We start from the raw sequence: 24,528 nt of genomic DNA, 5'->3' as shown, positions 1-24,528 counted from the left end.
TCAGAAGGAGTATGACCGTGGCAGAGCTTCAATGGGATGAGATCGACCGTCGAGCAGTGGACACCGCGCGGGTCCTGGCTGCGGATGCCGTGCAGAAGGTCGGCAACGGTCATCCCGGCACGGCGATGAGCCTGGCGCCGGTCGCCTACCTGCTCTACCAGCGCGTGATGCGCCACGATCCGTCCGACACCGACTGGCTCGGCCGCGACCGCTTCATCCTGTCTGTCGGTCATTCCTCGCTGACACAGTACGTGCAGCTGTACCTGGGCGGCTTCGGTCTGGAGCTCTCAGACCTCGAGGCACTGCGCACCTGGGGCTCGCTCACGCCGGGCCACCCCGAGTACCACCACACCAAGGGTGTCGAGATCACCACCGGTCCGCTCGGTCAGGGGCTCGCCTCCGCCGTCGGCTTCGCGTACGCCGCGCGGTACGAGCGCGGTCTGTTCGACCCCGAGGCGGATGCCGGCAGCAGCCCCTTCGATCACTTCGTGTACGTGATCGCCGGTGACGGAGACCTGCAGGAGGGCGTGACCAGCGAGGCGTCTTCGCTGGCCGGCCACCAGCAGCTCGGCAACCTGATCGCCATCTACGACTCGAACCAGATCTCGATCGAGGGCGACACCGATGTCTCCTTCACCGAGGATGTGCGCAAGCGCTACGAGGCCTACGGCTGGCAGGTGCTCGAGGTCGACTGGCGTCGTACCGGACAGTACGTCGAGGACGTGCACGAGCTGGACGACGCGATCAGCCAGGCGAAGGCCGAGACCGAGAAGCCGACGCTGATCATCCTGAAGACCATCATCGGGTGGCCTGCGCCGTCCAAGTCGGGCACCGAGGCGGTGCACGGCAACGCGCTGGGTGCGGACGAGGTCGCCGCCACGAAGAAGGTGCTCGGCTTCGACCCCGAGAAGTCCTTCGTCGTCGAGGATGCCGTGATCGCGCACACGCGGGAGCTGGGTGCCCGTGCAGCCGAAGCCCGCGCCGACTGGCAGCGGTCCTTCGATGCCTGGGCCGCCGCGAACCCGGAGCGCAAGCAGCTGCTGGATCGTCTGGAGGCGCAGGTGCTTCCCGAGGGCATCGAGAACGCGCTTCCTGCGTTCGAGGCCGGCACCGAGACTTCCACGCGCGCTGCGTCCGGCAAGGTGCTCAACGCCCTCGCTCCCGAGCTTCCCGAGCTGTGGGGCGGCTCCGCCGACCTCGCGGGCTCCAACAACACCACGATCTCTTCAGCGGCGTCGTTCATCCCCGAGGAGTGGTCGACGCACGACTGGAAGGGCAGCCCGTACGGACGGGTGCTGCACTTCGGCATCCGCGAGCACGCCATGGGTGCGATCCTGAACGGCATCACGCTGCACGGACCGACGCGTGCGTTCGGCGGCACCTTCCTGATCTTCAGCGACTACATGCGCCCGGCCGTGCGCCTGGCCGCGCTGATGGACATCCCGTCCACGTTCGTGTGGACCCACGACTCCATCGCGCTCGGCGAGGACGGTCCGACGCACCAGCCGATCGAGCAGCTGGCCTCGCTGCGCGCCATCCCGAACTTCACTGTGGTGCGTCCTGCCGACGCCAACGAGACCGCTGCCGCCTGGCTGGAGATCCTGCGCCGTCACGGCGGACCGGTCGGCATCGCGCTGACACGCCAGAACATCCCGGTGTTCCCGCGCGGCGAGGGTGCGGCATCCGGTGACGAGTTCGCCGCCGCGTCGGCGACCGCCAAGGGCGCCTACGTGCTCGCCGAGGCGCCCAGCGGCACGCCGGACGTGATCCTGATCGCCACCGGATCCGAGGTGCAGCTGGCCGTCGCGGCCCGCGAGACCCTCGCCGCCGAGGGCGTGAACGCCCGCGTGGTGTCCGCTCCCTCACTGGAGTGGTTCGCCGAGCAGGACGAGTCCTACCGCGAGTCCGTGCTGCCGAAGACGGTCACCGCGCGCGTGTCGGTCGAGGCGGGATCCGTGCTCAGCTGGCGCGGAATCGTCGGCGACCGCGGCCGCTCCATCGGCATCGACCACTTCGGTGCATCCGCCGACTACAAGACCCTGTTCCAGAAGTTCGGCATCACCGCCGAGGCCGTCGTCGAGGCGGCCCGCGAGACCATCAAGGAGAACGCATGAGCACCCCCACCGAAGACCTCTCGGCCGCCGGCGTCAGCATCTGGCTGGACGACCTGTCCCGCACCCGCATCCAGTCGGGCAACCTGCAGCAGCTCATCGACACCCGCAACGTCGTCGGCGTGACCACCAACCCGACGATCTTCGCCAACGCGATCACGAACCCCGACGACACCTCCTACGACGCGCAGGTCGCGGAGCTGGCAGCATCCGGCACCTCCGCCGTCGACGCGGTCTTCGCCGCGACCACCCAGGACGTGCGCGACGCGCTGGACCTGTTCCGCCCCGTGTGGGAGTCGTCGAACCATGTCGACGGCCGCGTGTCGATCGAGGTCGCCCCCGATCTCGCGCACGACACCGACGGCACCGTCGCGCAGGCCAAGGATCTGTGGAAGCGCATCGACCGGGAGAACCTGCTCGTCAAGATCCCCGCGACCAAGGCCGGCCTGCCGGCCATCGCGCAGGCCATCGGCGCCGGCATCAGCGTCAACGTCACGCTGATCTTCAGCCTGGAGCGCTACGCCGAGGTCATCGACGCGTATCTGACCGGTCTGGAGACCGCGAAGGCCGCCGGGATCGACCTGTCGACGATCCACTCGGTCGCCTCGTTCTTCGTCTCCCGCGTGGACACCGAGACCGACAAGCGTCTCGCGGCCATCGGCACGGACGAGGCGCTCGCGCTGAAGAGCAAGGCCGGCCTGGCCAATGCGCGCCTGGCATACGAGCTGTTCGAGAAGTCCTTCGCGGGTGACCGTGCCAAGGCGCTCCTCGACGCCGGCGCGACGCTGCAGCGGCCGCTGTGGGCATCGACCGGGGTGAAGGACCCGGCGCTGCCCGACACGCTGTACGTGACCGAGCTGGTCGCGCCGGGTGTTGTGAACACGATGCCCGAGAAGACCCTGGAGGCCACGTTCGATCACGGTGAGGTCACCGGCGACACGGTCACCGGCACCTATGACGAGTCCCGTGGGGTGTTCGAGGCCCTGAAGTCGGTCGGGATCGACTTCGACGATGTCACGCAGGTGCTCGAGGATGAGGGCGTCGCCAAGTTCATCGACTCCTGGCACGGGCTGCTCGAGCAGGTCACCAAGGGGCTGGACGAGGCGCGATGACCGTCTCGGTGCACGTGTCGCCGTCTGCGACCGCGGCGGTGGACGATATCGTCCTCCGCCTGGTCGCCGACCTCGTCGCGTCGCGTGTCACCGCAGAGGATCCCACGCTGTGGGGCGCGGAGGCCGAAGCCGACGCTGCCGAGCGACTCGGCTGGGTGCAGGCGGTCTCCGCGTCGCGCCCGCTCGTCGACGAGATCGTCGCCCTGCGCGACGATCTCGCGACGCGCGGCATCGATCGCGTCGTGCTCTCGGGAATGGGCGGATCGTCGCTTGCTCCCGAGGTGATCGCGAACACGGCCGGCGTCGACCTGACCGTGCTCGACTCGACCGCGCCTGCGCAGGTGCTCGCCGCGCTGGACGGGGATCTCGCGCGCACCGTCCTGGTGGTGTCGTCCAAGTCCGGTACCACCATCGAGACCGACTCGCACCGTCGTGCGTTCGAGGCCGCGTTCGCGGACCTGGGCATCGACGCCGCCGAGCACATCGTCGTCGTCACCGACCCGGGATCCGAGTTGGATGCCCTCGCGGCCGAGGCGGGGTACCGGGTCTTCCACGCCGACCCGGCCGTCGGCGGACGCTACTCGGCTCTCACCGCGTTCGGCCTCGTGCCCACCGGGCTCGCCGGGGTCGACATCACGGAGCTGCTGGACGAGGCCGAGGCCTCGCTGCTCGAGTTCGCGATCGACTCCCCCGACAATCCGGCGCTGCGCCTGGCTGCCGCCATCACAGCATCCGATCCCCGCCGCGACAAGCTCGGTCTGGTCGCGGACGGTTCGCACATCGACGGCCTGCCCGACTGGATCGAGCAGCTCATCGCGGAGTCCACCGGCAAGAAGGGCACCGGCATCCTCCCCGTCGTGCTGCTGCCGGTCTCTCCCGAGTTGGAGAGCCGCCCGCAGGATCTTCAGATCGTGCGTCTCGTGGAGGATGCCGATCAGTTCCATCTGCGCGATCGGCACCCGGGCGAGATCCTCGTCAGCGGGAGCCTGGGTGCGATGTTCCTGCTCTGGGAGCATGCCACGGCGATTGCCGGTCACCTGCTCGGCATCAACCCCTTCGACCAGCCCGATGTCGAGGCCGCGAAGGCCGCCGCCCGGGGACTGCTCGATGAGCGACCTGCCCCTTCCGCACCGGCATTCGTGCAGGACGGTGTGGAGGTGTGCGTCAGCGACCCGGCGCTTGCCGCATCCGGCACCCTCGAGGGTGTCCTCGACGCCCTGTGGGCGCAGCTGCCCACCGACGGCTACGTGTCGATTCAGGCGTACGTGAACCGCCTCGACCTGGGCCAGCTGAAGGGAATGCGCGAACTGGCCGCAGCGGATTCCGGCCGTCCCACGACCTTCGGCTGGGGACCGCGGTTCCTGCACTCCACCGGCCAGTACCACAAGGGCGGCCCCGCACAGGGCGTGTTCCTGCAGATCCTCGAGCGCACCGACGTGGACCTGGAGATCCCCGGTCGCCCGTTCACCTTCGGCGAGCTGATCCGGGCGCAGGCTGCCGGCGACGCCGCTGTGCTCGCCTCACACGGTCGCCCCGTCGTGTCGCTCACCGTCACGGATGCCGTCGACGACGTCCTCACTCTTTTCACCGCTGCTCAGTGACCCCGGACCTGGAGATATCCCCCACCGATGACCGCACCCATCTCACGCGGACGCAACCCGCTCCGCGATCCCGATGATCGTCGTCTCAATCGCATCGCAGGTCCCAGTGCCCTGGTGATCTTCGGCGTGACCGGCGATCTCTCGCGCAAGAAGCTGATGCCGGCCGTGTACGACCTCGCCAACCGGGGTCTGCTACCTCCCGGCTTCGCCCTGGTCGGGTTCGCCCGCCGCGATTGGGAGGACCAGGACTTCGCCCAGGTCGTCTACGACGCCGTCAAGCAGCACGCACGCACGGAGTTCCGCGAGGAGACCTGGCAGCAGCTGCTGCAGGGCATCCGCTTCGTACAGGGCACTTTCGACGATCCGGATGCCTTCCGACGCCTGCGCGAGACCGTCGAGAAGCTCGACATCGAGCGCGGCACGATGGGCAACCACGCGTACTATCTGTCCATCCCGCCCAAGGCGTTCCCGGACGTGGCCAAGCAGCTGCGCGAATCGGGACTGGTGGGCGAGCAGAACGACGACGACACCCATTGGCGTCGCGTGGTGATCGAGAAGCCGTTCGGCAGCGATCTGGAGTCGGCGCGCGCACTGAACGCAGCACTCGAGGCCGCCTTCCCGGCGGACTCGATCTTCCGCATCGATCACTACCTCGGCAAGGAGACGGTGCAGAACATCCTGGCGCTGCGCTTCGCCAACGAGCTGTACGAGCCGCTGTGGAACCGCAACTACGTCGACCATGTGCAGATCACCATGGCCGAGGACATCGGCGTCGGAGGTCGTGCAGGTTACTACGACGGCATCGGCGCCGCGCGCGACGTCATCCAGAACCACCTGCTGCAACTGCTCGCGCTCACCGCGATGGAGGAGCCGATCAGCATGTCGGCGGATCATCTGCGCGCCGAGAAGGAGAAGGTTCTCGAGGCGGTCCGGCTGCCCGACGATATCTCCCTGGCCACGGCGCGCGGCCAGTACGCCGGCGGCTGGCAGGGCGGCGAGAAGGTTCGTGGCTTCCTCGAAGAGGACGGCATGGACCCGCAGTCGGCCACCGAGACCTTCGCCGCGATCAAGCTGGAGATCGACACGCGCCGCTGGGCGGGAGTGCCGTTCTACCTGCGCACCGGAAAGCGCCTGGGCCGGCGCGTCACCGAGATCGCAGTGGTGTTCAAGCGGGCGCCCGAGCACCTGTTCGGCCGCGCGCAGACCTCCGAGCTCGGGCAGAACGCGCTCGTCATCCGTGTGCAGCCCGACGAGGGTGTGACCATCCGGTTCGGCTCGAAGGTTCCGGGCAGCGGTGCGAACGTTCGTGACGTGACGATGGACTTCGGCTACGGCCACGCCTTCACCGAAGCGAGCCCGGAGGCGTACGAGCGTCTGATCCTGGACGTGCTGCTCGGCGATCCGCCGCTGTTCCCCCGCCACGAGGAGGTCGAGCTGTCCTGGAAGATCCTCGACCCTGTCGAGGAGTACTGGGCCTCGCTGCACGCCCCGCTGGAGCAGTACGCACCCGGGTCGTGGGGACCGGCATCCGCCGACGACCTGCTGGCCCGCGATGGACGAGTCTGGAGACGCCCATGATCATCGACCTTCCCGACGCAACCGTCAGCCAGGTCGCCAAGCAGCTGGTGAAGGTGCGCGAGGAGGGCGGCGCCGTCGCCCTGGGACGCGTGCTGACCCTCATCATCGTCGCCCGCAACGGCGTCGCCGAGGCGGCGATCGACGCCGCCAACGACGCCTCCCGCGAGCATCCGATGCGCGTGATCGTGCTGATCACCGGCGAGGGCGAAGCGCACCTGGATGCGCAGATCCGCGTCGGCGGCGACGCAGGCGCCAGCGAGGTGGTCGTGCTGCGCGCCTTCGGCGACGCTGCGAGCAACACCGAGAGCCTGGTCACCGGCATCCTGCTTCCCGACGCCCCCGTCGTAGCCTGGTGGCCAGAGGATGCGCCGACGGATGCCGCGGCATCACCGCTGGGACGCATCGCTCAGCGGCGCATCACCGACGCCGCCACCTCCCCGGACGTGCGCGACCGCCTCGCCCTGCTCGGCAAGACGCATGCGCCCGGTGACACCGATCTCGCCTGGACGCGTCTGACGCGCTGGCGCGAGCAGCTGGCCGCGGTGCTGGACCAGCCGCCGTACGAGCGGGTCACCGCCGTGGAGGTGCGGGGCGCGGCCGCGTCTCCGTCCACGGCACTGCTGGCCGCCTGGCTGCGGATGGCGCTCGATGTTCCCGTCAGCTGGTCGTACGAGGATCCCGAGGACTGGCAGGAGGGTATCAAGTCCGTGCGCCTCACACGCGCCAGCGGCGACATCCTGCTGGAGCGACCGGAACCCGGCGTGGCCATCCTGACCCAGCCGGGCCAGCCCGACCATGAGCTGCACCTCCCGCGTCGTACGCTGCGAGAGTGCCTGGCCGAGGAGCTGCGGCGCCTGGACGCCGATGTGCTGTACGGTCGGGTCATCACGGAAGGCTGGAACCGACTGGGTCCGGCAAAGCAGGGAGAGTGAGTCAGATGGCGACGGCGCAGGGATCTGTCAAGACGGTCGTCGTGGAGCCGACCCCGGCGGAGCTCGCCGTTCACGTCGCCGATCGGTTCCTCACCCGCGTGGTGGCGCGCACGCGCAACGGGCGGCTCGCGCATATCTGCCTGACCGGTGGCTCGATGGGTGGTGCGGTGCTGTCGGCTGCCGCCAAGGACGAGCGGATCGGAGAGATCGACTGGTCGCTCGTGCACTTCTGGTGGGGCGACGAGCGCTTCGTCGAGCGGGACGACCCCGATCGCAACTCACTGCAGTCCCGGCAGGCGCTGCTGGACCGGCTCGAGATCCCGGAGCAGAACATCCACGAGGTGGCGGCACCCTCCGAAGGACTCAGCCTGGATGAGGCTGCGACGGCGTATGCCGAGGAACTCGCCCGGTTCGCCAAGTCAGGTGAACCGTGGCCGTCGTTCGCCGTGTGCTTCCTGGGTGTGGGGCCGGATGGTCACATCGCGTCGCTCTTCCCCGACCGGCCCGAGGTGACAGCGACCGATGTCGCCGCACTGCCCGTGCGCAATTCCCCCAAGCCTCCGCCGGAGCGCGTGACGCTGACACGGCCGGTGCTGAACGCCGCGAAGCGGGTATGGCTGGTGCTGACCGGCGCCGACAAGGCCTCCGCCCTCGGCCTGGCGCTGGCGGGTGCCAGCTACGCGAGCGTGCCTGCAGCCGGCGCGAAGGGCCGCCGCCGCACGGTCTTCTTCGTCGATGAGGCCGCTGCGTCGCAGGTCGCACCGGAACTCATCGACCGCGACTACTGAGCCGCTCCGTCGTCCGACGCGGCGCCCGAGCCGTTCTGAGGCCCTGCCTGGCTCCCGGAATCCATCGAAGAGCTGCTGCCGCGCTGGATGCCGAGCTCCTGGCTGTCGCTGACCACCTGCGGGTGATAACGGGCAAGGCCGAAGACACCGAACACCGCAATCGCACCCGCTACGACGAACAGGATCACGACCAGCAGTGGCGCCTCGGAGGCCTCACCGAGCACCAGAGCACCGATGATCACCGCCACGATCGGGTCGATGACGGTGAGACCGGCGATGACGAGGTCGGGTGGGCCGGAGCTGTACGCGGTCTGCACGAAATACGCTCCGACAGCGGCGGCGGCGATCAGTGCGATCACGCAGACGACGGTCAGCCAGTCGAAGTTCGCGGCCTGGATGCGACTGATGACGGCCTTCGCGAGAGTTGCGACGAAACCGTAGAGGATGCCGGCGCCGGTGACGTAGAACAGCGCCCGCATCCGCCGTCGCAGCACCAGCCAGCACGCACCGAGCGCAATGATGACCACCAGCAGCACCGTGAGGATCGTGAACAGGTCCTCATTGCTGATCTCGCGCTCGACCGCGTAGAAGGCGGCCAGTGCGACGAACAGGAAGATCCCGCCCAGGCAGCTGCCGATCGCGATCAGCGATCTCCTGGTCGGCGAATGCCCGGAGACGCGGGCGTTCAGCAGCGTGGTGACCACCAGCGCGACGGCTCCGAGCGGCTGCACGACGATCAGCGGTGCGATAGCCATCGCGCTGAGCTGACACAGGATCGCGAAGCCGAGCATGATCGAGCCGATGATCCACGACGGGCGGGTCAGCAGGCCTCTGATCTGCGCACCGCTGAGGCCCGTGGCACCCTCGGTGCCGGTGATCTTCTCGACCTTCTCGACCCCGCGGTGCTGATACTGCGCCCCGAGCGACATGAACACGGCGCCGGCGAGGGCGAGCGGGATGCCCAGCAGCAGAGCCGGGTTCTGGAAGACGCCGATCAGCTGATCACTCATGTCAGCAGCGAACTCCACCCCATGTTGCACCGTCCCACCTTATCTGCCCGGACGCTGCCAGTAGTGTTGTGGCGTGGCTGTTCTTCCGATCCGCATCATGGGCGATCCCGTGCTGCACTCCCCCGCTGCCGACGTCGACGAGATCACCGATGAGATCCGCACGCTCGTCGCCGACATGTACGAGACGATGGACGTCGCTCCGGGAGTGGGGCTCGCAGCCCCGCAGGTCGGCGTGCCGCTGCGCATCTACGTCTACTCGTACGTCGACGACGACGAGCGGCCGTGGCGCGGTGAGCTCATCAACCCTGTGCTGTGGATGACTCCGCCCGAGCCAGGCTCGCCGGATCCGGATGAGGAGTCCGAGGGATGCCTGTCGTTCCCCGGTGAGCGGTTCCCTCTGCGCCGGTCGGATCGTGTGCTGGTCACCGGCATCGACCTGTCGGGGGCCGCTGTTCGCATCGAAGTGGACGGCTGGCGCGCGCGCATCATGCAGCACGAGTTCGACCACCTCGACGGCATCCTGTACATCGACCGTCTGTCCGAAGGCGACTGGAAGACGGCGCAGAAGATCGCGCGCAAGCGCGGCTGGGCCCGGGGCGATGCCAGCTGGATGCCTGGCATCGACGATCTGGAGGGCTGATGGAGAACGTGATCAGGGTCGGCATCGTCGGCTACGGCAACCTGGGGCGCGGCGTGGAGCGCTCGATCGGTCTGAACCCCGACATGCACGTGGCCGGTGTGTTCACGCGCCGTGACCCGGCCTCCGTGGCTCCGCTGTCGGAGGGCACCGCGGTGCGAGCCGTCGAGGAACTCCCGGCCCTGGCGGATGAGATCGATGTTCTGGTGCTCTGCGGCGGCTCCAAGAGCGACCTGCCCGTGCAGAGCCCGCAGCTGGCATCGGTGTTCAGCATCGTCGACAGCTTCGACACGCACGCACGTATCCCGCAGCACTACGCCGCCGTGGATGCCGCCGCCCGCGCGGCCGGGACGACGGCCATCATCTCCACCGGCTGGGATCCCGGCCTGTTCTCGCTGCAGCGGCTGTACGGCGAGGCGATCCTGCCGCAGGGTGAGACGTACACCTTCTGGGGTCGCGGGCTCAGCCAGGGGCACTCGGATGCCATCCGGCGCGTCCCCGGTGTCGCTGCGGGCGTGCAGTACACGATCCCGTCCGATGACGCGGTCTCGCGGGTGCGCGCCGGAGAGCGGCCCGAATTGACCACTCGCGAGAAGCACACCCGCGAGTGCTTCGTCGTGCTCGAAGACGGCGCCGATGCGGATGCCGTGCGCGAGGCGATCGTGACGATGCCGGACTACTTCGAGCCCTATGACACGACCGTGCACTTCATCAGCGCACAGGAGCTGGCCCGCGATCATGCCGGCGTCCCGCACGGCGGTTTCGTGATCCGCAGTGGCTCGACGTCGAGCGAGGCGTCCCAAAGCGTCGAGTTCCGGCTCGCGCTGGAATCGAATCCCGAGTTCACCGCGAGCGTGCTGGTCGCCTACGCCCGCGCCGCCGTACGGCTCGCTGCGGCCGGCGACCACGGCGCGAAGACGCCCTTCGACGTGGCACCCGGTCTGCTCTCCCCCAAGACGCCCGAGCAGCTGCGCGCCGAGCTCCTCTGAGTGCAACCGCTTCTCGTTCCCGCATGAGGTCATGTCGCCGGGACGCGATTCACGCAGCACGAACTCATACGGGAGCGGAGGTCGGGACGGCGTGCAACGACGAGACCCCGTCACGAGGACGGGGTTTCGAAGGGGTTGGCTCCCCGGCTTGGACTCGAACCAAGAACCTGCCGTTATCAGGTTAATGCGCTCTGCCGCGTAACGACACGCTGAAATAGTGAATAACATTCAGCTCATCGACCAGTACAAGATCTGGCTTCTCGCCTCCGACCGCAGCGACGCGACAGTCCGCCTCCGCCTCCGCGACATCCGCAAGCTCGCCGAGCAGCACGAGCTCACCACAATCACCGAGGACGAGCTCACAGAAATCCTCGCCGCGCACCGCCACCACGCGCCCGAGACCCGCAAGAGCCTCACCGGCTCCTGGAGGCTGTTCTTCACCTGGGCACACCGACGCGGACACAGACCCGACAACCCCACCACGCAACTACAGAAAATCCGCATCCCCGCACCCTCACCCCGCGTCGCACCAGACGACGACATCCGCCAAGCCCTCACCCGCGCCACACCGCAACAGCGCGCCCTGATCCTGCTCGCCCGAGGCGGATGGATGCGCCTTTCCGAAATCGCATCCCTGCACACCAACAACCGCCACGGCCAAGAACTGCACATCATCGGCAAAGGCCGCAAGCCCCGCATCATCGCGATGAACGCCGAAGTCGCAACCGCACTCGACACCCTCGAACACGAGCAAGGCCCCGGCTACTACTTCCCCCGCCGCATCCAACGAGGCAACCTCCCCCACCTACACCCCGTCAGCGTGAACAAGATCATCACCCGCGTCACCGGCTGGAACCCCCACAGCCTCCGCCACGCCGGAGCCACCGCCGCATGGAAACAGACCCACGACCTCCGCGCAATCCAAGCGATGCTCGGACACGCCAGCCTCGTCACCACCCAGCGCTACGTGCACATCACCGGCGACGACCTCGCCACCGTCGCGGCCGCATCACGGCTCAGCCTCACCCCCGCATAAGAAAACCACGCTGCAGCGTCACATCAGCGACTCACGCCGAGCAAGTAGTTCGCTCCACGGCACGCGTCAACCCACGAACCGGCCCACAGTCTCCCGCAACGATGGTGCTCCGCACCTTGCCAGGCCGACCCAGCCACAGGGGTTGACCCGCACCGCTCCGCTTACTTCTCGGCAGGTGTGCCGAAGGGTCAAGCCCCTTCGACACGAAGCAACAACGAGAGGATTCACCAACATGAGCGACCACACGGATGAGAGCAAGGCACGCGAGGAATGGACACGCCGATACGGCACATGCAACTGCAACGAGTGCGAGACCCAGCGCGAAACATTCGTCGCCGGCGTGCTGTACGCAGTCAACTGGCTCTTCCCTTCCAAGAACGACGCATGACCGCCGAAATCGCCACGCGGGTGCGACATTCGAACACCCCTCCACAGCGATCGCAAATATAACAACGGCTCCCGCGAAAACACGCGGGAGCCGTTATCTTTCACGCTACGTCGACGGCTCATCGACGCAGCTGCCGGCTAAACCAACAATCGAACAACCCTACGAACCACCAGGCGTCCAATCACGCGGCCCCGGCGCCGGCCTGACAAAAGTCGACGTATCCACCGGGCCGACCTTACCCACCGCGCGCCCAAACGGAGACATCGACGGCACACCAGGCCGAGGCGAGATACCATGCTTCGCCGCACGCCGAACAGCACGATCCAACCTCCGCCGCGCCCGCGCCGCACGCCGCATCCGACGCCCCACAGTGTCACGAAAAAACGCGCGCACGATCACGTCGACCACAACCGCAACGAGAGCCCCCATGAACGCCCCGACACAGAAGAACTCAAACTCCGACGAGCTGACGATCAGTTCCCAGTCCACACGCTCACGATAGCGCCTACCGGCGCAGCAGCCACAGCACGTTGCGCAGCAGACTCAGACCATTCCTGACTGCACGAAGAACCATCCCGAGCTTGCTCACGCGTGCCCCTCCACCGGGCACGTACAGACCGGACGCTTGAGCTTCGGACGCTCGCCACCACAATGCAGACACACGCCCTCCCCCGTATCGACGTGATCGACCGAATCGAACGTGTCATAGGAGCGCTCAGCCCACGACCCAGGCCGCCAAAACCACGCATTCGCCTTCCCCTTGAGCTGGCCCTCTTTCGAGTCCGTCCACGTGCTGAAATCCATCGCGTCATACGTCGTCCATCGGAACAACCGACGATTACCCCACAGCCGCGACCCATCACCCGAGTTCTCATACTTCGCAAGATACCCACGGCACACAGTCACCGCCTGCGTAACCTCCCGAAGCACGATGTTCGCCCGCGACCACGCCGGCGCCGTCCACCGCAGCAGCACGTCACGCCGACGAAGCTGATTGAGGAACAACTGAACCTCTTTCGGCAGGCTCTTGCCCTGCTCGGATGCCGCGATCCCGATCACTTCATCCATCAGCACATCACCACCCTCGAAGGACAGCAACTGATCCCAACGACGAAACGGAACATAGCCGGCATAGTCCTCGCCCGTACGCGGGTCAACCACCCGCACCGTGGACAGGATCGGCCGACCGAGCTCAATCGACAGCTTCGTGTCGTGCATCATCGCCAGGCTCTTACCGTGCCCATTCGCGCCGATATACGCGTGAATCGTGAATCCGCGCCGCGCCCTGCTGCCTTTCGACTTCCACCGACCAGGGAGACCGGGCGAGGAGGCAGAGTCTCCTGCGGAGCCTCTACCTCCTCCAGCCCGGTCTCTTCCAGATCATCGAATACCGACAGATCATCCACCGCCAGCACGTCAGTCACCAGCGCCCCCAATCACAGGTACATGGGCCGCGAGAGCACGCACCACTTTGACAACGAGCACGACAGCCCACGACGCCAACGCCGCAGCCACACACCCAGACAGAACACCCCAATCGACCCAGACGCCAAGAGACGCGAACTCGACCACCAAATCGTTCGCGCTGCTCGCCATATCTGTCAGCGCATCCGGTGGCGTCCACTCCCCGAACAGCCCCGCCAACCACCCCACGAAACCAGCCGCAAGATTCACGAAGAACTCAGAAATCATGCGGAGCCCCCTCCCAGCCCAGGCGCGTTCACGATCGCCGACGAACGGCGAATGATACCCAGCCCGGTCAGCCAGATCAGCACCGCCGACCCGATAACCCGCGCCCACGTCGCCAGCACATCGAACGGCGCATCGCACGCAGACAACGGATAACCGTCATAGCCGGTATCGAGATCGCCCAGATGAATCGGAATGACCACATGCGGCCCAAGGCACCCACTGCCCCCGTTCGGGACAGACACGGCCGCAGCCACGACGCCAGGCAACTGGCCGACGATCGTCGGCTCCCACGCCTCAGCAATCGCAGTCTGCGCCTCCACCATCACGTCCGTGCGCGGCACGAATGCCCAGACCATCGCGCACTTGACCGGCTGCAGCACCCACTCAATGGGGTTCGCCGCCGAGCCCCACTCCGACATGCAGACCTCGCCCGGGGTCGGGCCCACCGTCGGATCGGTGGAATTCATCGGACTAGAACTCCAGTCCACCTCCGTGCCCGTCGCCGGATCAGTGATCGTCGGAGTGCTGGTCTTCGTCTCGAACGTGCCCCGGTACGGCGAGCACTCACCCAGATCGACCACCGCACCGCCGTACGTGCACCGATACGTGCCCGTGTCCGTCTCGCCCTGCGTCCCGTGGCCCGTCTGCTCCCACCAGCCCGAGCAATCCGGCGTCCACGAGTTGCAGCTATCCGTGACCTTATTCACGACCTTCTCAAGCACCAGGCCGGCCCCGTTTCCCGGCGTCAGACCCTTACGCTGATCCGGCCCGAACGAGGGAACTTCCTGCGACGAAATCTCGGTAATCGCACCACTCTCCGTGTCCTCAGACTCCACATCAATCTTGGACGGCAGCAAGTCCGGGCCCGCGCCCGGCTTCGACACGTACGCCTGTTCACACCCCAGCCCCGCAGCAGACAACGGCAGCCCCACGGACTCCTGATAATCCGTTCCCGTACCCGTCGTCGTCGTGCCGTCCTCCCAGGTGATCTCACACCGAGGAGTACGCACAGGGTCACCCGAAAGCGGCAGCGCCTCCGCCACAACCTCGCCAGTATCGATCCTGATCACCCGCACCGGAGGCACCGCCCCCGTCGACCACAACTGTTCACGGGCAATGGACGAATCAGGCCGCCCACAGTAGCGACCCGCGTACGGGCCCCCATCGACCGGAACACCGAAGCCCGTCGAATACACCCATACCCCGTCTTCCCCCATCACCACCGGCCTGAGCCCCAACGGCGTCAACGTCTGCGGCGCCGCCCCTGTGGCAAGCCAGCACGCATACGTAGTCCCGCTGCCAGTGTCCACGTGCGTCCCCAGATAGATGCGCTCGAAATCGCCCACACGAATAGGCGTAAACCCCGTATGAGCATCAGCATTCGGCTCAACCACCGTGCCAGTGCAATCCGTCGCACTCAACCCGAACGTGATGAAATCATTCACACCCCGCCACCAGCCCGGCTGCCGACACATCACATCCTCGTACGTGTCATCATGCGCGGCCGCATACAACGCAATCCCACCCTGACCGATACCCCACCCAGCCATGAACGACGTCAACGCAACCCCGACAGCACCACCATCAATCGGGGGCTTTACGAACTTAGCCGGCGGCGTAATCGGCTTCGGGGCAACCCGCGCCGTACGCTCAGCATGCAGCAGATCAGGATAGGACAACGCGCCGGTGCTCCCCACCAGCGACAAATACCGCGACGTCAACTCAGGCACCGGCGCAACAGGATCGACGGCCACAAGCGCGCTCGCACTGCTCGGCACAGCCACCCCGGCCGCAACAGCAATTGCCACAACCGCGAGAGCCCTACCCAACCAGCGCACAATGCAACCTTTCAGATGTATGAACGAATCCGGGCCGCCTCGCATACACACAAGGCGGCCCGGGAAACAGATGCGCCCCGCACCGAGACGGAGCACGGGGCGCATCGACGTGCCGCTACTTCGCGGTCTTCTTGAACAGACCGATGAGCTTCGGCGCGCCCCACATCACAGCAGCGACGCCGACACCGGCAGCGATCACAGCCGCGCCAGCACCCACGACAGCCGGGCCGAGCGCCGCCAGCGCATCCGTGACACCCGAGAAATCGAACGAAATCGGATCCATACTTTTCACCCCCTCCCCATACCCAGCACCGAACGGAACAGCCCGACCAGCGCGCCAGTACCCAGAAGCAACAACAGCCCCTGGAGGACGTCACCAACAGTCATCGCGCCACCCTCGAAAACAGTCGCAACAGAGCCGTAGCCCCGATCACGACCCCCTCGATAGCGACCAGCGACCCTGCCAGTGCGAGAAACACACCACTCACCGCAGGCCCCCGCCCATCCAGCGCCCGACCGCGTAGCAGCCGACACCAGCAACGAGAACCGCCCAGAGATGCGTCTCAGGAATCACGACGGCGAGCGCGTCCATCACTCCACCGCCGTCCCGATCGCCACGGCCGGCAGACCGATCAGCCCAAGGACGATCAGCAGCGCCGACAGCAACGTGAGAATCATGACCGGCTACTTCCCCGAGGGAGCCGAAGCGGACAGGGCCGACTGGATCGCGTCGAGCGCGTCATACGCCGGCCCGACAGCGACCAGAGACACGAAGCTGATCGTCTCGCCGTTCTCCCCACGGAACGAGCCCTCAGACACGCTCGCATCGACGGCGACGAACTCGCCCGGCGTGGGCACCGGCAGCTTGTCACGAACACGGAACCTGACCACGAGCTGCCCGCCATGCGGCTGAGACAGCAGCACGTCGTGCCGCTCCACCTTCCCGACCAGCCCCGCAGCACGATCCGCGTCCGAGACACGCTCCGTGCGCTCCTGCACCGCGACGACCTTGCCCGCCGCGACGATCCGAGGATCGACCTTGATTCCGATAGCCATTTCCACTCCGTTCCCTGTGACCCCTGCACCGGGGATGCGACCAGTCTTAACCCGCAGCAGGCAGAGTGATAAATGTCACTATTCGCGCGCGTGAGCCTCAGCCGGATACATGAACGCCACCACGCTCAGCAACTCGTCCAAACGGCCCTGCTCGACCAACTCCAGCACCCGCGCCACCTTGTCGGGATCGTGCTGCATCCGCATCCAGTCCCGGCGATGGATCACGACCACCAAATCGTCATCCTCAGCAGATGGCTCAGCCTCCGCGACAATCTCGTCATCGTCGAGCTCGTCGATACCCGCAGCGTCTTTCAGGCCCCGCGACCAGGTCATCGCGCGCCGGCCTTTCGTGACCGCGACGAACTCGGCCCAATGCTCACGCGCACGCTGCTGCTCTTCCTCGCTCATCCCGTCGACGTCGAGCAGATCGAACGGCACCAGCGACTCAAGCCGGCCCTTCTTCGAATCGATCCGCGTCATCTCTGCAGCCAAGTCCCAGCCACGCGGCCGGTCAGGCTCAGCCTCTTGCAGCTTCGTCAGGTACTGCGACACGATCCGCCCGTCCTGCACCCGCCGCACATTCACCCCGTGCACGTCGTCTGGGCGCCGTCCGCCCTCCTTGACAACCATGTCCGCCCACCGAGCCGCCAGCCAGCCCTGCGCGTCCTCCAGGGCGCTCCTGGACGCCTCCCGATCCGTGAACCACAGCACATGCAGATGCGCATGCCATCCATTACGCCAGGACAGCGTGACCTCGACCGCTTTGATCATGTGCGCGATGCCCATCCGCGCCGCAAACCGCTTCCACGGCGCACCCCGAATCAGCCGCGTAAATGCCCCCGTCAACGCCGACAGCGAATCCTTCAGCGGGTCGCCCATCTTGTGCCTGGCCGTGAACGTCACGAACAGGAACGCCCCATCCCGCTCGCCCCGCCACCACTCCGACGCAGCCGTGACCTCTTCCGCGCGCCGATTACGGATCACCGCCGAGCACGTCGGGCACCCCCAGATGCTCCCGCAGTGCGCCACGCCCGAGAACCGAGCCGCGCCACCCTCGCGCTTATGCACACCAACACCGGCCGCGATCGCCCACCCGCATTTAGCCACACGCGGCGCAAGCTCACGCGACGCCGGCCCCTCACCATGCAGATCGGCGCTATCGGCCAGCAGCCAAGCCGAGGACTGAGCGCGGCGCGCGAAGCGCAGCCGCCGCAACGCCCGGAAGTCCCGAGAGCGGGTTACCGACTTCGCATGTGTACCAAGTCCGGCCGACGCTGACGCGTCGCCACCGAAACGAACCGCCATCAGGCGACCGCCTCAGGCACCGGATGCGCGGCCACAGCGTGCGCCGTCAACGCGTGCAGACTCGATACCGGACGCGTGCACACCGGACACAGCACCGCCTCACCAGACGGCCCCGAGGGCCGGCCCCGCGCGATCACACCGACCACCTCCAGCCGCTGCGCAACGATCGACGGCGCAGGCGCCGGCGCCGGGTCAGGCCCAGACTCCGCCCCGCAGTCAAAGCACAGCGCGTACCCGCCATACGCCAGCCCGTTCAGATGCCGGCACTCCAACCCGCTCACGAGTCCAGCCGATCCAGGACAGCCGAGCGGCCCTCCCAGTCAGGCGCCAGAGCGGCCAGCCCGCAGACCACACAGCGCACGCCGACCGCGTGACAGGGCTGCCCATCGAGCAGGCACCAGCCATGGCAGCCCGGCCCGCACTCCCCCGCGCTCACAGCGACACCAACCGCTCACCCGGCGACCGCCACGCAACAACAGCCGCCTCCGTGAACAGGTACGCCCCATTCACGCCAGGCAACTTCGCCACAGGCCGCAGCTCGCCGTCCGCGACAGCACGACAGACCGTCCACCGCACGACCCCCACACGCCGCGCGACTTCCGCAGTCGTCAGCAGCTCAGCAACCGGCACATCCGCACTCAGCATCGTCACGTGTGCATCATTGCACTATTTCTCGTAACCCCGCAACATTGCACCACTTCAATCGAAGGCGTGTCTAACCCGTCGAACTATCGAGTGACAAGTGTCACAATTGAGCCATGAGCATGAACACAGCACACGACCCGCGCTTCGAGGTCGATCTTCCGCTGCGCATGTACATGGCACTGCGACACACCGGCATAGGCGTACAGGAGATCGCCGACCGGCTCCAGGTCTCCCGAAATGCGGTCAGCAGTTGGATCAACGGCCGGCACAAGCCGCGCCGTCGCGATCTCGTCGCGTTCGCCATGGCGACCGGCTACCCGGTGCGCTGGCTGGAGACGGGAGAAGCCCCGCCCCAGGATGACCCGGGGACGGGGCTTCATGCGCTCCCCGGCTTGGACTCGAACCAAGAACCTGCCGGTTAACAGCCGGCTGCTCTGCCAATTGAGCTACCGAGGATCACGTTCCCCGCGAGCGGGCAACTCGTCTAGCGTAGCAAACTCCGAGCGGTGCTCCGAACTCGACCGGCACCCCGGGCGTGGCGCCTTCAGCGGCCGGAATCGGCTTCGGCATTCGGCGACCAGACCAGGTTGCGTCCGATCCCCCGGGCCACCACGTGGCCGCTGCGCAGGATCAGAGCCTCCGCCTCCAGCTCGCGGATGAAGGCGGCGTCGTTGGTCACCAGGAGTGCCGCCATCTGCTGTTCGCGGCGACGGCGGGTGATGGCCTCGAACACCACCGGGCGCACCTCCAGGTCGAGGTTCGCGAGCGGTTCGTCGGCGATCAGCACACGCGGCTCGAGCATGAACGCGCGTGCGATCGCCGCGCGCTGGCGCATTCCTGCGCTGAGCTCGTAGGGGAACTTGCCGGCAGCGCCCAGCGGCAGATGCAACTCGTCCAGCAGCGAGGCGACCCGCATCTCCAGCGCCCTGCTGTTCACTTTCTTCTGCCGCGACGTGATCGGCTCCGCGATCGCCTCGCCGACGGTGAGCCGGGGCGGAAGCTTCGCGCCGGCGGCCTGAGGGATGTAGCCACTCAGTGCGGTCAGCATCCGGCGCTTGCGCCCCAGCCTGCGGATGTTCACCCCGCATACCTGTGCCCGCCCACCGGCTACCTTCAGCGTGGCATCGCCGTGGCCGGCGAGGGCTGACACAAGCGTCGATTTCCCCGCCCCCGTGGCGCCGCCGACGCAGATCAAGTCACCCGGCCGCAACGTGAACGTCACGCCGTCGATGGCGCGCGTGATGCCGCCATGGCCGATCCTGTCGATGACGAGGTCGGAGCATTCGATGGCGACATCGCTGGCGGCAGGCATGCTTCCATCCTGCCCCGTGAATCAGGTCACGTGCTCACGACTCGACGAATCGCATCCGCTCCAGGTCGAGATCACGCAGGCGCATGCGCAGCGCCCGGCCGCCGTCGGAGTCCGCCGGCACCCGCTGCACGGCGCCGAGCAGCTCGTTCTTCTCCCGGTCGATCGTCCGTACGATCAGCCGGCGGCACAGCGCCGTCGCCGACACCAGCGCACGCTCCTCATCCTTCGCGGGGAACGGCATCATCAGCAGCTCCCCCGCCAGACTCCGGTACGGCTCGCGCACGGCATCCGCCGCGCGCGTCGCCCACCCCACCCTGGTGCGGTCCTCGACGGATGCGATGGACTCGCGCACCGCGTCCAGGCCGGGATCGCGGAACTGCTCCGACACCGCCCTGGACAGCAGTTCCTGGTCGATCAGATGCCCGTACTGCAGGATGCCCATCAGCCCGTCGCGCTCGACGGCGACATCCGCCGTGCGCGGGAGGTCGACCAGGCGCACCCGGGTGACGACCTCGGAATCGCTGCTGGATGCCGCCTGCTGAGGACGCTGCGATCCGCGCCCGTCCGATGCCGTGCCGCGGGCTGCACGGCGTACCTCCTGGTGCACGGCGGTGGGGTCCATGCCGAGGCGTCGGGCCAGCACCCGCTCGTACCCGGGCCGCAGCAGCTCGTCCCGGATCTCGCCGACGATCGGTGCGGCGGCGCGCAATGCACCCACCTGACCCTCGACGGTGGCGAGGTCGTAGCCGGCGAGCTTGCGGTCGATGGCGAACTCGAACATGGGCACCTTGGCATCCATCAGCCCGCGCACGGCGGCATCGCCGCGCTGCAGGCGCAGATCGCAGGGATCCAGCCCATCCGGTGCCACGGCGACGAAGGTCTGCGCGGTGAAGCGCGAGTCCTCCGAGAACGCACGCAGTGCGGCCTTCTGCCCCGCCTCATCGCCGTCGAAGGTGAACACCACCTCGCCCGTCGCCGAGTCATCGCCCATCACCCGGCGGAGCATCTTGATGTGCTCGGCGCCGAATGCGGTGCCGCAGGTTGCGACGGCGGTGGTGACCCCTGCCAGGTGGCATGCCATCACATCGGTGTATCCCTCGACGACGACAACACGCCGCGGATCGCCGCGGGCGATGTCGCGCTTGGCCAGATCCAGCCCATAGAGCACCTGAGTCTTCTTGTACAGCGGTGTCTCGGGGGTGTTCAGGTATTTCGGGCCCTGGTCCTCGTCGTACAGTCGGCGTGCGCCGAACCCGATCGTCTGGCCGGAGACGTCCCGGATCGGCCAGATCACCCGACCGCGGAACCTGTCGTACACGCCGCGCTGCCCGGTGGAGACGAGACCCGCAGCGCTGAGCTCCTCGCGGGTGAATCCCTGTGTGCCGAGCGCCTTCAGCAGATTGTCCCACCCGCGCGGTGCGTACCCGACCCCGAAGTGCGCCGCCGCACCCGCATCGAAGCCTCGCTCGCCCAGGAAGCGCCTGGCGCTCTCTGCCTCGGGACTGAGCAGCTGACTGCGGAAGTACTCCGCCGCCGCAGTGTTCGCGGCATACAGCCGGCTGCGGCCGCTGGTCTCGGGCGCCGCGCCGCCGTCCTCATAGTGCAGCGGGTAGCCCAGCCTTCCGGCGAGCCGCTCGACGGCCTCGGTGAAGCTGACGTGATCCATCTCGCGCAGAAAGGAGTACACATCGCCGGAGGCCCCGCATCCGAAGCAGTGGTAGAAGCCCACCTGCGGGCGCACGTGAAAGCTCGGACTCTTCTCGTCGTGGAACGGGCAGAGCCCCTTCATCGAGCCGACTCCCGCGGATTTCAGTGCCACGCGCTCGCCGACGATGTCGGCGATGTTGGTGCGCGACTTGACCTCTTCGACGTCCGCCTGAAGGATGCGAGGCATCAGACGGCCCCCTCGACGGGCACGCGCGGCGCCGGACGCTTGTGGGCCCCGTGACGCGGGTGCCGGGGCGACCAGATGCCCACCTCGGCCGGGTCGATCTCGCCGACCAGGCGGTTGTGCCAGTCCACGGCGGTCTGATCGGTCAGGCTCGCCACCTGGTCGACGACCACCCGGGCGCGCTCAGCATCCGTCGCCGCCGCGAGGAAGTCGGCGGCGAAGGCCGGCTCGAGGACATCAGCGCCGGCCGACCACAGCGCGTCCGTCGACCACAGCGCGTCGGCGAGGCGCCCGAGCACGCGACGCTGCTCCTTGTACACGCCCTTGCGTGCGTCGATCGTGACGATCGCCTGCCCCATGATCCCCTTCAGCACGGCGATCTCGGTCTCGACCACCCGCGGCACCACCACATGCCCGCTGTACCGGGCCAGGGTCGGGCCCGGGTGCGCCTCGCGCGTGGCGGCGACGGAGGCCCGGGCGAAGCGGCCGATCATGTCGCTGGTGAGGTTCTTCAGTCGCGCGAGGTCGCGACGCGAGCGATCGAAGGTGCTCAGCCACATCGGCTGCCTGGTCAGCCGGTACAGGGCGTCGGCAAGCTCCTCGCGCGTGTAGTCGTAGCCAACCCACTGCTGGATACGACCGATGAGCGCATCGTGCTCATCCGGATCCGAGAGCTGGGCGACCTCCAGGTAGCCGTTGACGATCGCATCCTCGAAGTCGTGCACCGAGTAGCCGATGTCGTCGCTGAGATCCATGATCTCCGCTTCGATGCAGCGCAGCCGCCCCGGAGCGCCATCGCGCATCCAGCGGAACACGGGCTCGTCCTCGGGGTACACGCCGAACTTCAGGCGGCCTCCGGGATCGGGCAGCGGGTTCTCGACGGTCCACGGGTACTTGCAGGTGGCGTCCAGGCTGGCGCGGGTGAGGTTCAGCCCGACGGAGTGCTCCTCGTCGTCGAGCACCTTGGCCTCGAGCCGGGTGAGGATGCGCAGCGACTGCGCGTTCCCCTCGAAGCCGCCGATGTCGGCAGCCCAGTCGTTCAGCGCTCGCTCGCCGTTGTGACCGAACGGCGGGTGCCCCAGATCATGACTCAGGCAGGCGGTGTCGACGACGTCGGCGGAGACGCCGAGAGCGGATGCCAGCTCTCGGCCCACCTGTGCGACCTCCAGGGAGTGCGTCAGGCGGTTGCGAGCGAAATCAGCTGTGCTCGCGGGGCTGAGCACCTGGGTTTTCGCCGCCAGCCGGCGCAGCGCGGCGGAGTGCAGCACGCGCGCCCGGTCGCGGGAGAAGTCGTTGCGCTCCGAGCGGTGGGTCTCGGCGAAGAAACGCTCGGCGTCATGCGGACCATAGCCCGGGGAACCGGAGACCTCCACCGGATCAGCCGCCACTGTTCTCGATCTCCGCTCCGCGCATCATGTCGCCGATGCCGTCATCGACCTCGCGTGAATCCAGCCAGCCCTCCGGGAGCGCTGTGCGCTTCGGGGACCCGGCGCGGCCGCGCTGCCCCTCGGCGCCGATCCCGGGATACGGCGCATCGCCGAGGGTGCCGAGCAGCTCGTCGATCTCCGCCAGCGAGGAGGCCCGCGCCAACGCGGAGCGCAGCTCGCCGCCGACCGGGTAGCCCTTGAAGTACCAGGCGACGTGCTTGCGCACATCCTTGCATCCGCGGTCCTCGTCCTCGAAGAACTCCACGAGCAGCTCGGCATGCCGGCGGAACGCCTGCGCGACGAACTGCAGAGTCGCATCCACCCGGGGTCGCAGCTCCTCGGTCGATGGGCCGAGAGCATCGGCGAGCTCGCCGAACAGCCACGGGCGCCCCAGGCATCCGCGGCCGACCACGACACCGTCGCAGCCGGTCTCCGCCATCATCCTCGCAGCGTCGTCCGCCGACCAGATGTCGCCGTTGCCGAGCACCGGGATGCTGGTGACGGCCTGCTTCAGCTCGCCGATCGCGTTCCAGTCCGCGTGCCCCGAGTAGTACTCCGACGCGGTGCGCGCATGAAGGGCGACGGCGGCGGCACCGGCGTCCTCCGCAGCCCGCCCCGCATCGAGGAAGGTCAGATGGTCCTTGTTGATGCCTTTGCGCATCTTGACCGTCAACGGCACGTCGCCCGCTGCCCTGACCGCACGGTCGACGATGTCGGCGAACAGGCCAATCTTCCAGGGCAGGGCCGCTCCCCGCCCTTGCGGGTGACCTTGGGCACCGGGCAGCCGAAGTTCAGATCGATGTGGTCGGCGCGGTCCTCGGCGACGATGATGCGCACCGCCTCGGCGATGGTCGCGGGGTCCACCCCGTAGAGCTGGATGGAGCGGGTCGTCTCACTCTCGTGGTGCTGGATCAGCCGCATGGTGATCGCGTTGCGCTCCACGAGAGCCCGGGAGGTGATCATCTCGCTGACGTACAGCCCCGCACCGTACTCACGGCACAGCCGGCGGAACGCGGTGTTGGTGATGCCTGCCATGGGGGCGAGCACGACCGGCACGTCGAGGTCGATCGGTCCGATGCGGAGCGCGGGAGCCGTCGCGGTGCGGACGGTGGAGTCGATGGCGAGAGTCATGTCCCCTCTATTCTCCCAGACCGCGGCCCGCGATGGGCTCAGCAGACTT

22 protein-coding genes, 1 tRNA gene and 1 pseudogene are annotated in these 24,528 nt (G+C 67.5%); 11 read left to right on the top strand and 13 right to left on the bottom strand.

Annotation, left to right across the window (positions count from 1 at the left end; translation table 11 throughout):
• The first annotated feature begins 17 nt into the window (after window positions 1-17).
• From tkt to pgl, 6 genes are read left to right on the top strand one after another with little or no spacing between them, the layout of a single operon-like run.
• The gene (gene tkt, locus QUE33_RS03400; RefSeq protein WP_286301945.1) at window positions 18-2,114 is read left to right on the top strand and encodes a transketolase; all 2,097 of its coding nucleotides are present in this window, start codon (window positions 18-20) and stop codon (window positions 2,112-2,114) included.
• Window positions 2,111-3,223: a transaldolase gene (gene tal, locus QUE33_RS03395; protein WP_286301944.1), complete on the top strand. Its 1,113-nt coding sequence runs from the start codon at window positions 2,111-2,113 to the stop codon at window positions 3,221-3,223. The genes tkt and tal overlap by 4 nt, the downstream gene beginning before the upstream one ends.
• Window positions 3,220-4,824 (top strand): phosphoglucose isomerase-related protein, encoded by a 1,605-nt coding sequence (locus tag QUE33_RS03390; RefSeq protein ID WP_286301943.1) that lies wholly within the window; start codon window positions 3,220-3,222, stop codon window positions 4,822-4,824. The genes tal and QUE33_RS03390 overlap by 4 nt, the downstream gene beginning before the upstream one ends.
• 27 nt (window positions 4,825-4,851) lie before the next feature.
• Window positions 4,852-6,402 (top strand): glucose-6-phosphate dehydrogenase, encoded by a 1,551-nt coding sequence (zwf, locus tag QUE33_RS03385; RefSeq protein WP_286301941.1) that lies wholly within the window; start codon window positions 4,852-4,854, stop codon window positions 6,400-6,402.
• A complete protein-coding gene (locus tag QUE33_RS03380; RefSeq protein ID WP_286301939.1) occupies window positions 6,399-7,334 on the top strand; it encodes a glucose-6-phosphate dehydrogenase assembly protein OpcA in 936 nt (311 codons plus the stop codon). Before zwf ends, QUE33_RS03380 begins: the two co-directional genes overlap by 4 nt.
• A gap of 5 nt (window positions 7,335-7,339) precedes the next feature.
• A complete protein-coding gene (gene pgl, locus QUE33_RS03375) occupies window positions 7,340-8,122 on the top strand; it encodes a 6-phosphogluconolactonase (RefSeq protein ID WP_286301938.1) in 783 nt (260 codons plus the stop codon).
• Here pgl and QUE33_RS03370 read toward each other — a convergent pair.
• On the bottom strand, window positions 8,116-9,132 hold the full coding sequence (locus QUE33_RS03370; protein ID WP_286301936.1) for a DMT family transporter: 1,017 nt from the start codon (window positions 9,130-9,132) through the stop codon (window positions 8,116-8,118). The genes pgl and QUE33_RS03370 overlap by 7 nt on opposite strands.
• Before the next feature lie 73 nt (window positions 9,133-9,205).
• On the opposite strand from QUE33_RS03370, the gene def reads away from it, so the two are divergent.
• The 4 genes from def (at window position 9,206) to QUE33_RS03350 (ending at window position 12,182) form a co-directional block, all read left to right on the top strand.
• Window positions 9,206-9,772 (top strand): peptide deformylase, encoded by a 567-nt coding sequence (def, locus tag QUE33_RS03365; RefSeq protein WP_286301933.1) that lies wholly within the window; start codon window positions 9,206-9,208, stop codon window positions 9,770-9,772.
• The gene (locus QUE33_RS03360; protein ID WP_286301932.1) at window positions 9,772-10,758 is read left to right on the top strand and encodes a diaminopimelate dehydrogenase; all 987 of its coding nucleotides are present in this window, start codon (window positions 9,772-9,774) and stop codon (window positions 10,756-10,758) included. Before def ends, QUE33_RS03360 begins: the two co-directional genes overlap by 1 nt.
• 217 nt (window positions 10,759-10,975) lie before the next feature.
• A complete protein-coding gene (locus QUE33_RS03355; RefSeq protein ID WP_286301931.1) occupies window positions 10,976-11,794 on the top strand; it encodes a tyrosine-type recombinase/integrase in 819 nt (272 codons plus the stop codon).
• 232 nt (window positions 11,795-12,026) lie between these two features.
• A complete protein-coding gene (locus QUE33_RS03350; protein WP_286301930.1) occupies window positions 12,027-12,182 on the top strand; it encodes a hypothetical protein in 156 nt (51 codons plus the stop codon).
• 585 nt (window positions 12,183-12,767) lie between these two features.
• On the opposite strand, the gene QUE33_RS03345 is transcribed toward QUE33_RS03350, so the two are convergent.
• From QUE33_RS03345 to QUE33_RS03315, 7 genes are all read right to left on the bottom strand, one after another.
• Complete coding sequence (locus QUE33_RS03345; protein ID WP_286301929.1) at window positions 12,768-13,403, bottom strand: hypothetical protein; 636 nt, start codon at window positions 13,401-13,403, stop codon at window positions 12,768-12,770.
• 195 nt (window positions 13,404-13,598) lie between these two features.
• Window positions 13,599-13,874, bottom strand: a complete 276-nt coding sequence (locus QUE33_RS03340; RefSeq protein ID WP_286301928.1) for a hypothetical protein — start codon at window positions 13,872-13,874, stop codon at window positions 13,599-13,601.
• Complete coding sequence (locus QUE33_RS03335; RefSeq protein WP_286301926.1) at window positions 13,871-15,604, bottom strand: hypothetical protein; 1,734 nt, start codon at window positions 15,602-15,604, stop codon at window positions 13,871-13,873. The genes QUE33_RS03340 and QUE33_RS03335 overlap by 4 nt, the downstream gene beginning before the upstream one ends.
• 223 nt (window positions 15,605-15,827) lie before the next feature.
• Window positions 15,828-15,995: a hypothetical protein gene (locus tag QUE33_RS03330; RefSeq protein WP_286301924.1), complete on the bottom strand. Its 168-nt coding sequence runs from the start codon at window positions 15,993-15,995 to the stop codon at window positions 15,828-15,830.
• Window positions 15,996-16,396: 401 nt separating this feature from the next.
• The gene (locus QUE33_RS03325; protein WP_286301922.1) at window positions 16,397-16,768 is read right to left on the bottom strand and encodes a hypothetical protein; all 372 of its coding nucleotides are present in this window, start codon (window positions 16,766-16,768) and stop codon (window positions 16,397-16,399) included.
• A 78-nt stretch (window positions 16,769-16,846) separates the two neighbouring features.
• On the bottom strand, window positions 16,847-18,073 hold the full coding sequence (locus QUE33_RS03320; RefSeq protein ID WP_286301921.1) for a protein rep: 1,227 nt from the start codon (window positions 18,071-18,073) through the stop codon (window positions 16,847-16,849).
• Window positions 18,074-18,505: 432 nt separating this feature from the next.
• Window positions 18,506-18,718 carry a helix-turn-helix domain-containing protein gene (locus QUE33_RS03315; protein ID WP_286303025.1) on the bottom strand — a complete coding sequence of 71 codons (213 nt, stop codon included), beginning with the start codon at window positions 18,716-18,718 and terminating at the stop codon, window positions 18,506-18,508.
• 113 nt (window positions 18,719-18,831) lie between these two features.
• Here QUE33_RS03315 and QUE33_RS16000 point away from each other — a divergent pair, with 113 nt between their 5' ends.
• Entirely contained in the window at window positions 18,832-19,140 is a 309-nt protein-coding gene (locus QUE33_RS16000; protein ID WP_350226548.1) for a helix-turn-helix domain-containing protein, read from the top strand.
• On the opposite strand, the gene QUE33_RS03310 is transcribed toward QUE33_RS16000, so the two are convergent.
• From QUE33_RS03310 to dusB, 5 genes and pseudogenes are all read right to left on the bottom strand, one after another.
• Window positions 19,102-19,174: transfer RNA gene (locus tag QUE33_RS03310), tRNA-Asn, on the bottom strand. The two genes, QUE33_RS16000 and QUE33_RS03310, sit on opposite strands and share 39 nt — an antisense overlap.
• Window positions 19,175-19,262: 88 nt before the next feature.
• Window positions 19,263-20,030 carry an ATP-binding cassette domain-containing protein gene (locus QUE33_RS03305; RefSeq protein ID WP_286301919.1) on the bottom strand — a complete coding sequence of 256 codons (768 nt, stop codon included), beginning with the start codon at window positions 20,028-20,030 and terminating at the stop codon, window positions 19,263-19,265.
• Between the two features lie 34 nt (window positions 20,031-20,064).
• On the bottom strand, window positions 20,065-21,924 hold the full coding sequence (gene dnaG / locus QUE33_RS03300) for a DNA primase (RefSeq protein WP_286301917.1): 1,860 nt from the start codon (window positions 21,922-21,924) through the stop codon (window positions 20,065-20,067).
• Complete coding sequence (locus QUE33_RS03295; protein WP_286301915.1) at window positions 21,924-23,309, bottom strand: deoxyguanosinetriphosphate triphosphohydrolase; 1,386 nt, start codon at window positions 23,307-23,309, stop codon at window positions 21,924-21,926. Before QUE33_RS03295 ends, dnaG begins: the two co-directional genes overlap by 1 nt.
• A pseudogene (dusB, locus tag QUE33_RS03290) lies at window positions 23,299-24,479 on the bottom strand (tRNA dihydrouridine synthase DusB). Before dusB ends, QUE33_RS03295 begins: the two are co-directional and overlap by 11 nt.
• Window positions 24,480-24,528: the final 49 nt, after the last annotated feature.

The sequence above is a fragment of the Microbacterium suwonense genome, assembly GCF_030296555.1.
In the GTDB taxonomy this organism is placed as follows: domain Bacteria; phylum Actinomycetota; class Actinomycetes; order Actinomycetales; family Microbacteriaceae; genus Microbacterium; species Microbacterium suwonense.
This window is presented reverse-complemented; position numbering and strand designations above follow the sequence as displayed.

Coding starts and splice junctions, on each gene's coding strand:
- tal (WP_286301944.1), top strand. CDS start 2,111: ATGAGCACCCCCACCGAAGACCTCTCGGCCGCCGGCGTCAGCATCTGG.
- QUE33_RS03390 (WP_286301943.1), top strand. CDS start 3,220: ATGACCGTCTCGGTGCACGTGTCGCCGTCTGCGACCGCGGCGGTGGAC.
- zwf (WP_286301941.1), top strand. CDS start 4,852: ATGACCGCACCCATCTCACGCGGACGCAACCCGCTCCGCGATCCCGAT.
- QUE33_RS03380 (WP_286301939.1), top strand. CDS start 6,399: ATGATCATCGACCTTCCCGACGCAACCGTCAGCCAGGTCGCCAAGCAG.
- pgl (WP_286301938.1), top strand. CDS start 7,340: ATGGCGACGGCGCAGGGATCTGTCAAGACGGTCGTCGTGGAGCCGACC.
- QUE33_RS03370 (WP_286301936.1), bottom strand. CDS start 9,132: ATGAGTGATCAGCTGATCGGCGTCTTCCAGAACCCGGCTCTGCTGCTG.
- QUE33_RS03360 (WP_286301932.1), top strand. CDS start 9,772: ATGGAGAACGTGATCAGGGTCGGCATCGTCGGCTACGGCAACCTGGGG.
- QUE33_RS03350 (WP_286301930.1), top strand. CDS start 12,027: ATGAGCGACCACACGGATGAGAGCAAGGCACGCGAGGAATGGACACGC.
- QUE33_RS03345 (WP_286301929.1), bottom strand. CDS start 13,403: ATGATGCACGACACGAAGCTGTCGATTGAGCTCGGTCGGCCGATCCTG.
- QUE33_RS03340 (WP_286301928.1), bottom strand. CDS start 13,874: ATGATTTCTGAGTTCTTCGTGAATCTTGCGGCTGGTTTCGTGGGGTGG.
- QUE33_RS03330 (WP_286301924.1), bottom strand. CDS start 15,995: ATGGATCCGATTTCGTTCGATTTCTCGGGTGTCACGGATGCGCTGGCG.
- QUE33_RS03325 (WP_286301922.1), bottom strand. CDS start 16,768: ATGGCTATCGGAATCAAGGTCGATCCTCGGATCGTCGCGGCGGGCAAG.
- QUE33_RS03320 (WP_286301921.1), bottom strand. CDS start 18,073: ATGGCGGTTCGTTTCGGTGGCGACGCGTCAGCGTCGGCCGGACTTGGT.
- QUE33_RS03315 (WP_286303025.1), bottom strand. CDS start 18,718: ATGCTGAGTGCGGATGTGCCGGTTGCTGAGCTGCTGACGACTGCGGAA.
- QUE33_RS16000 (WP_350226548.1), top strand. CDS start 18,832: ATGAGCATGAACACAGCACACGACCCGCGCTTCGAGGTCGATCTTCCG.
- QUE33_RS03305 (WP_286301919.1), bottom strand. CDS start 20,030: ATGCCTGCCGCCAGCGATGTCGCCATCGAATGCTCCGACCTCGTCATC.
- dnaG (WP_286301917.1), bottom strand. CDS start 21,924: ATGCCTCGCATCCTTCAGGCGGACGTCGAAGAGGTCAAGTCGCGCACC.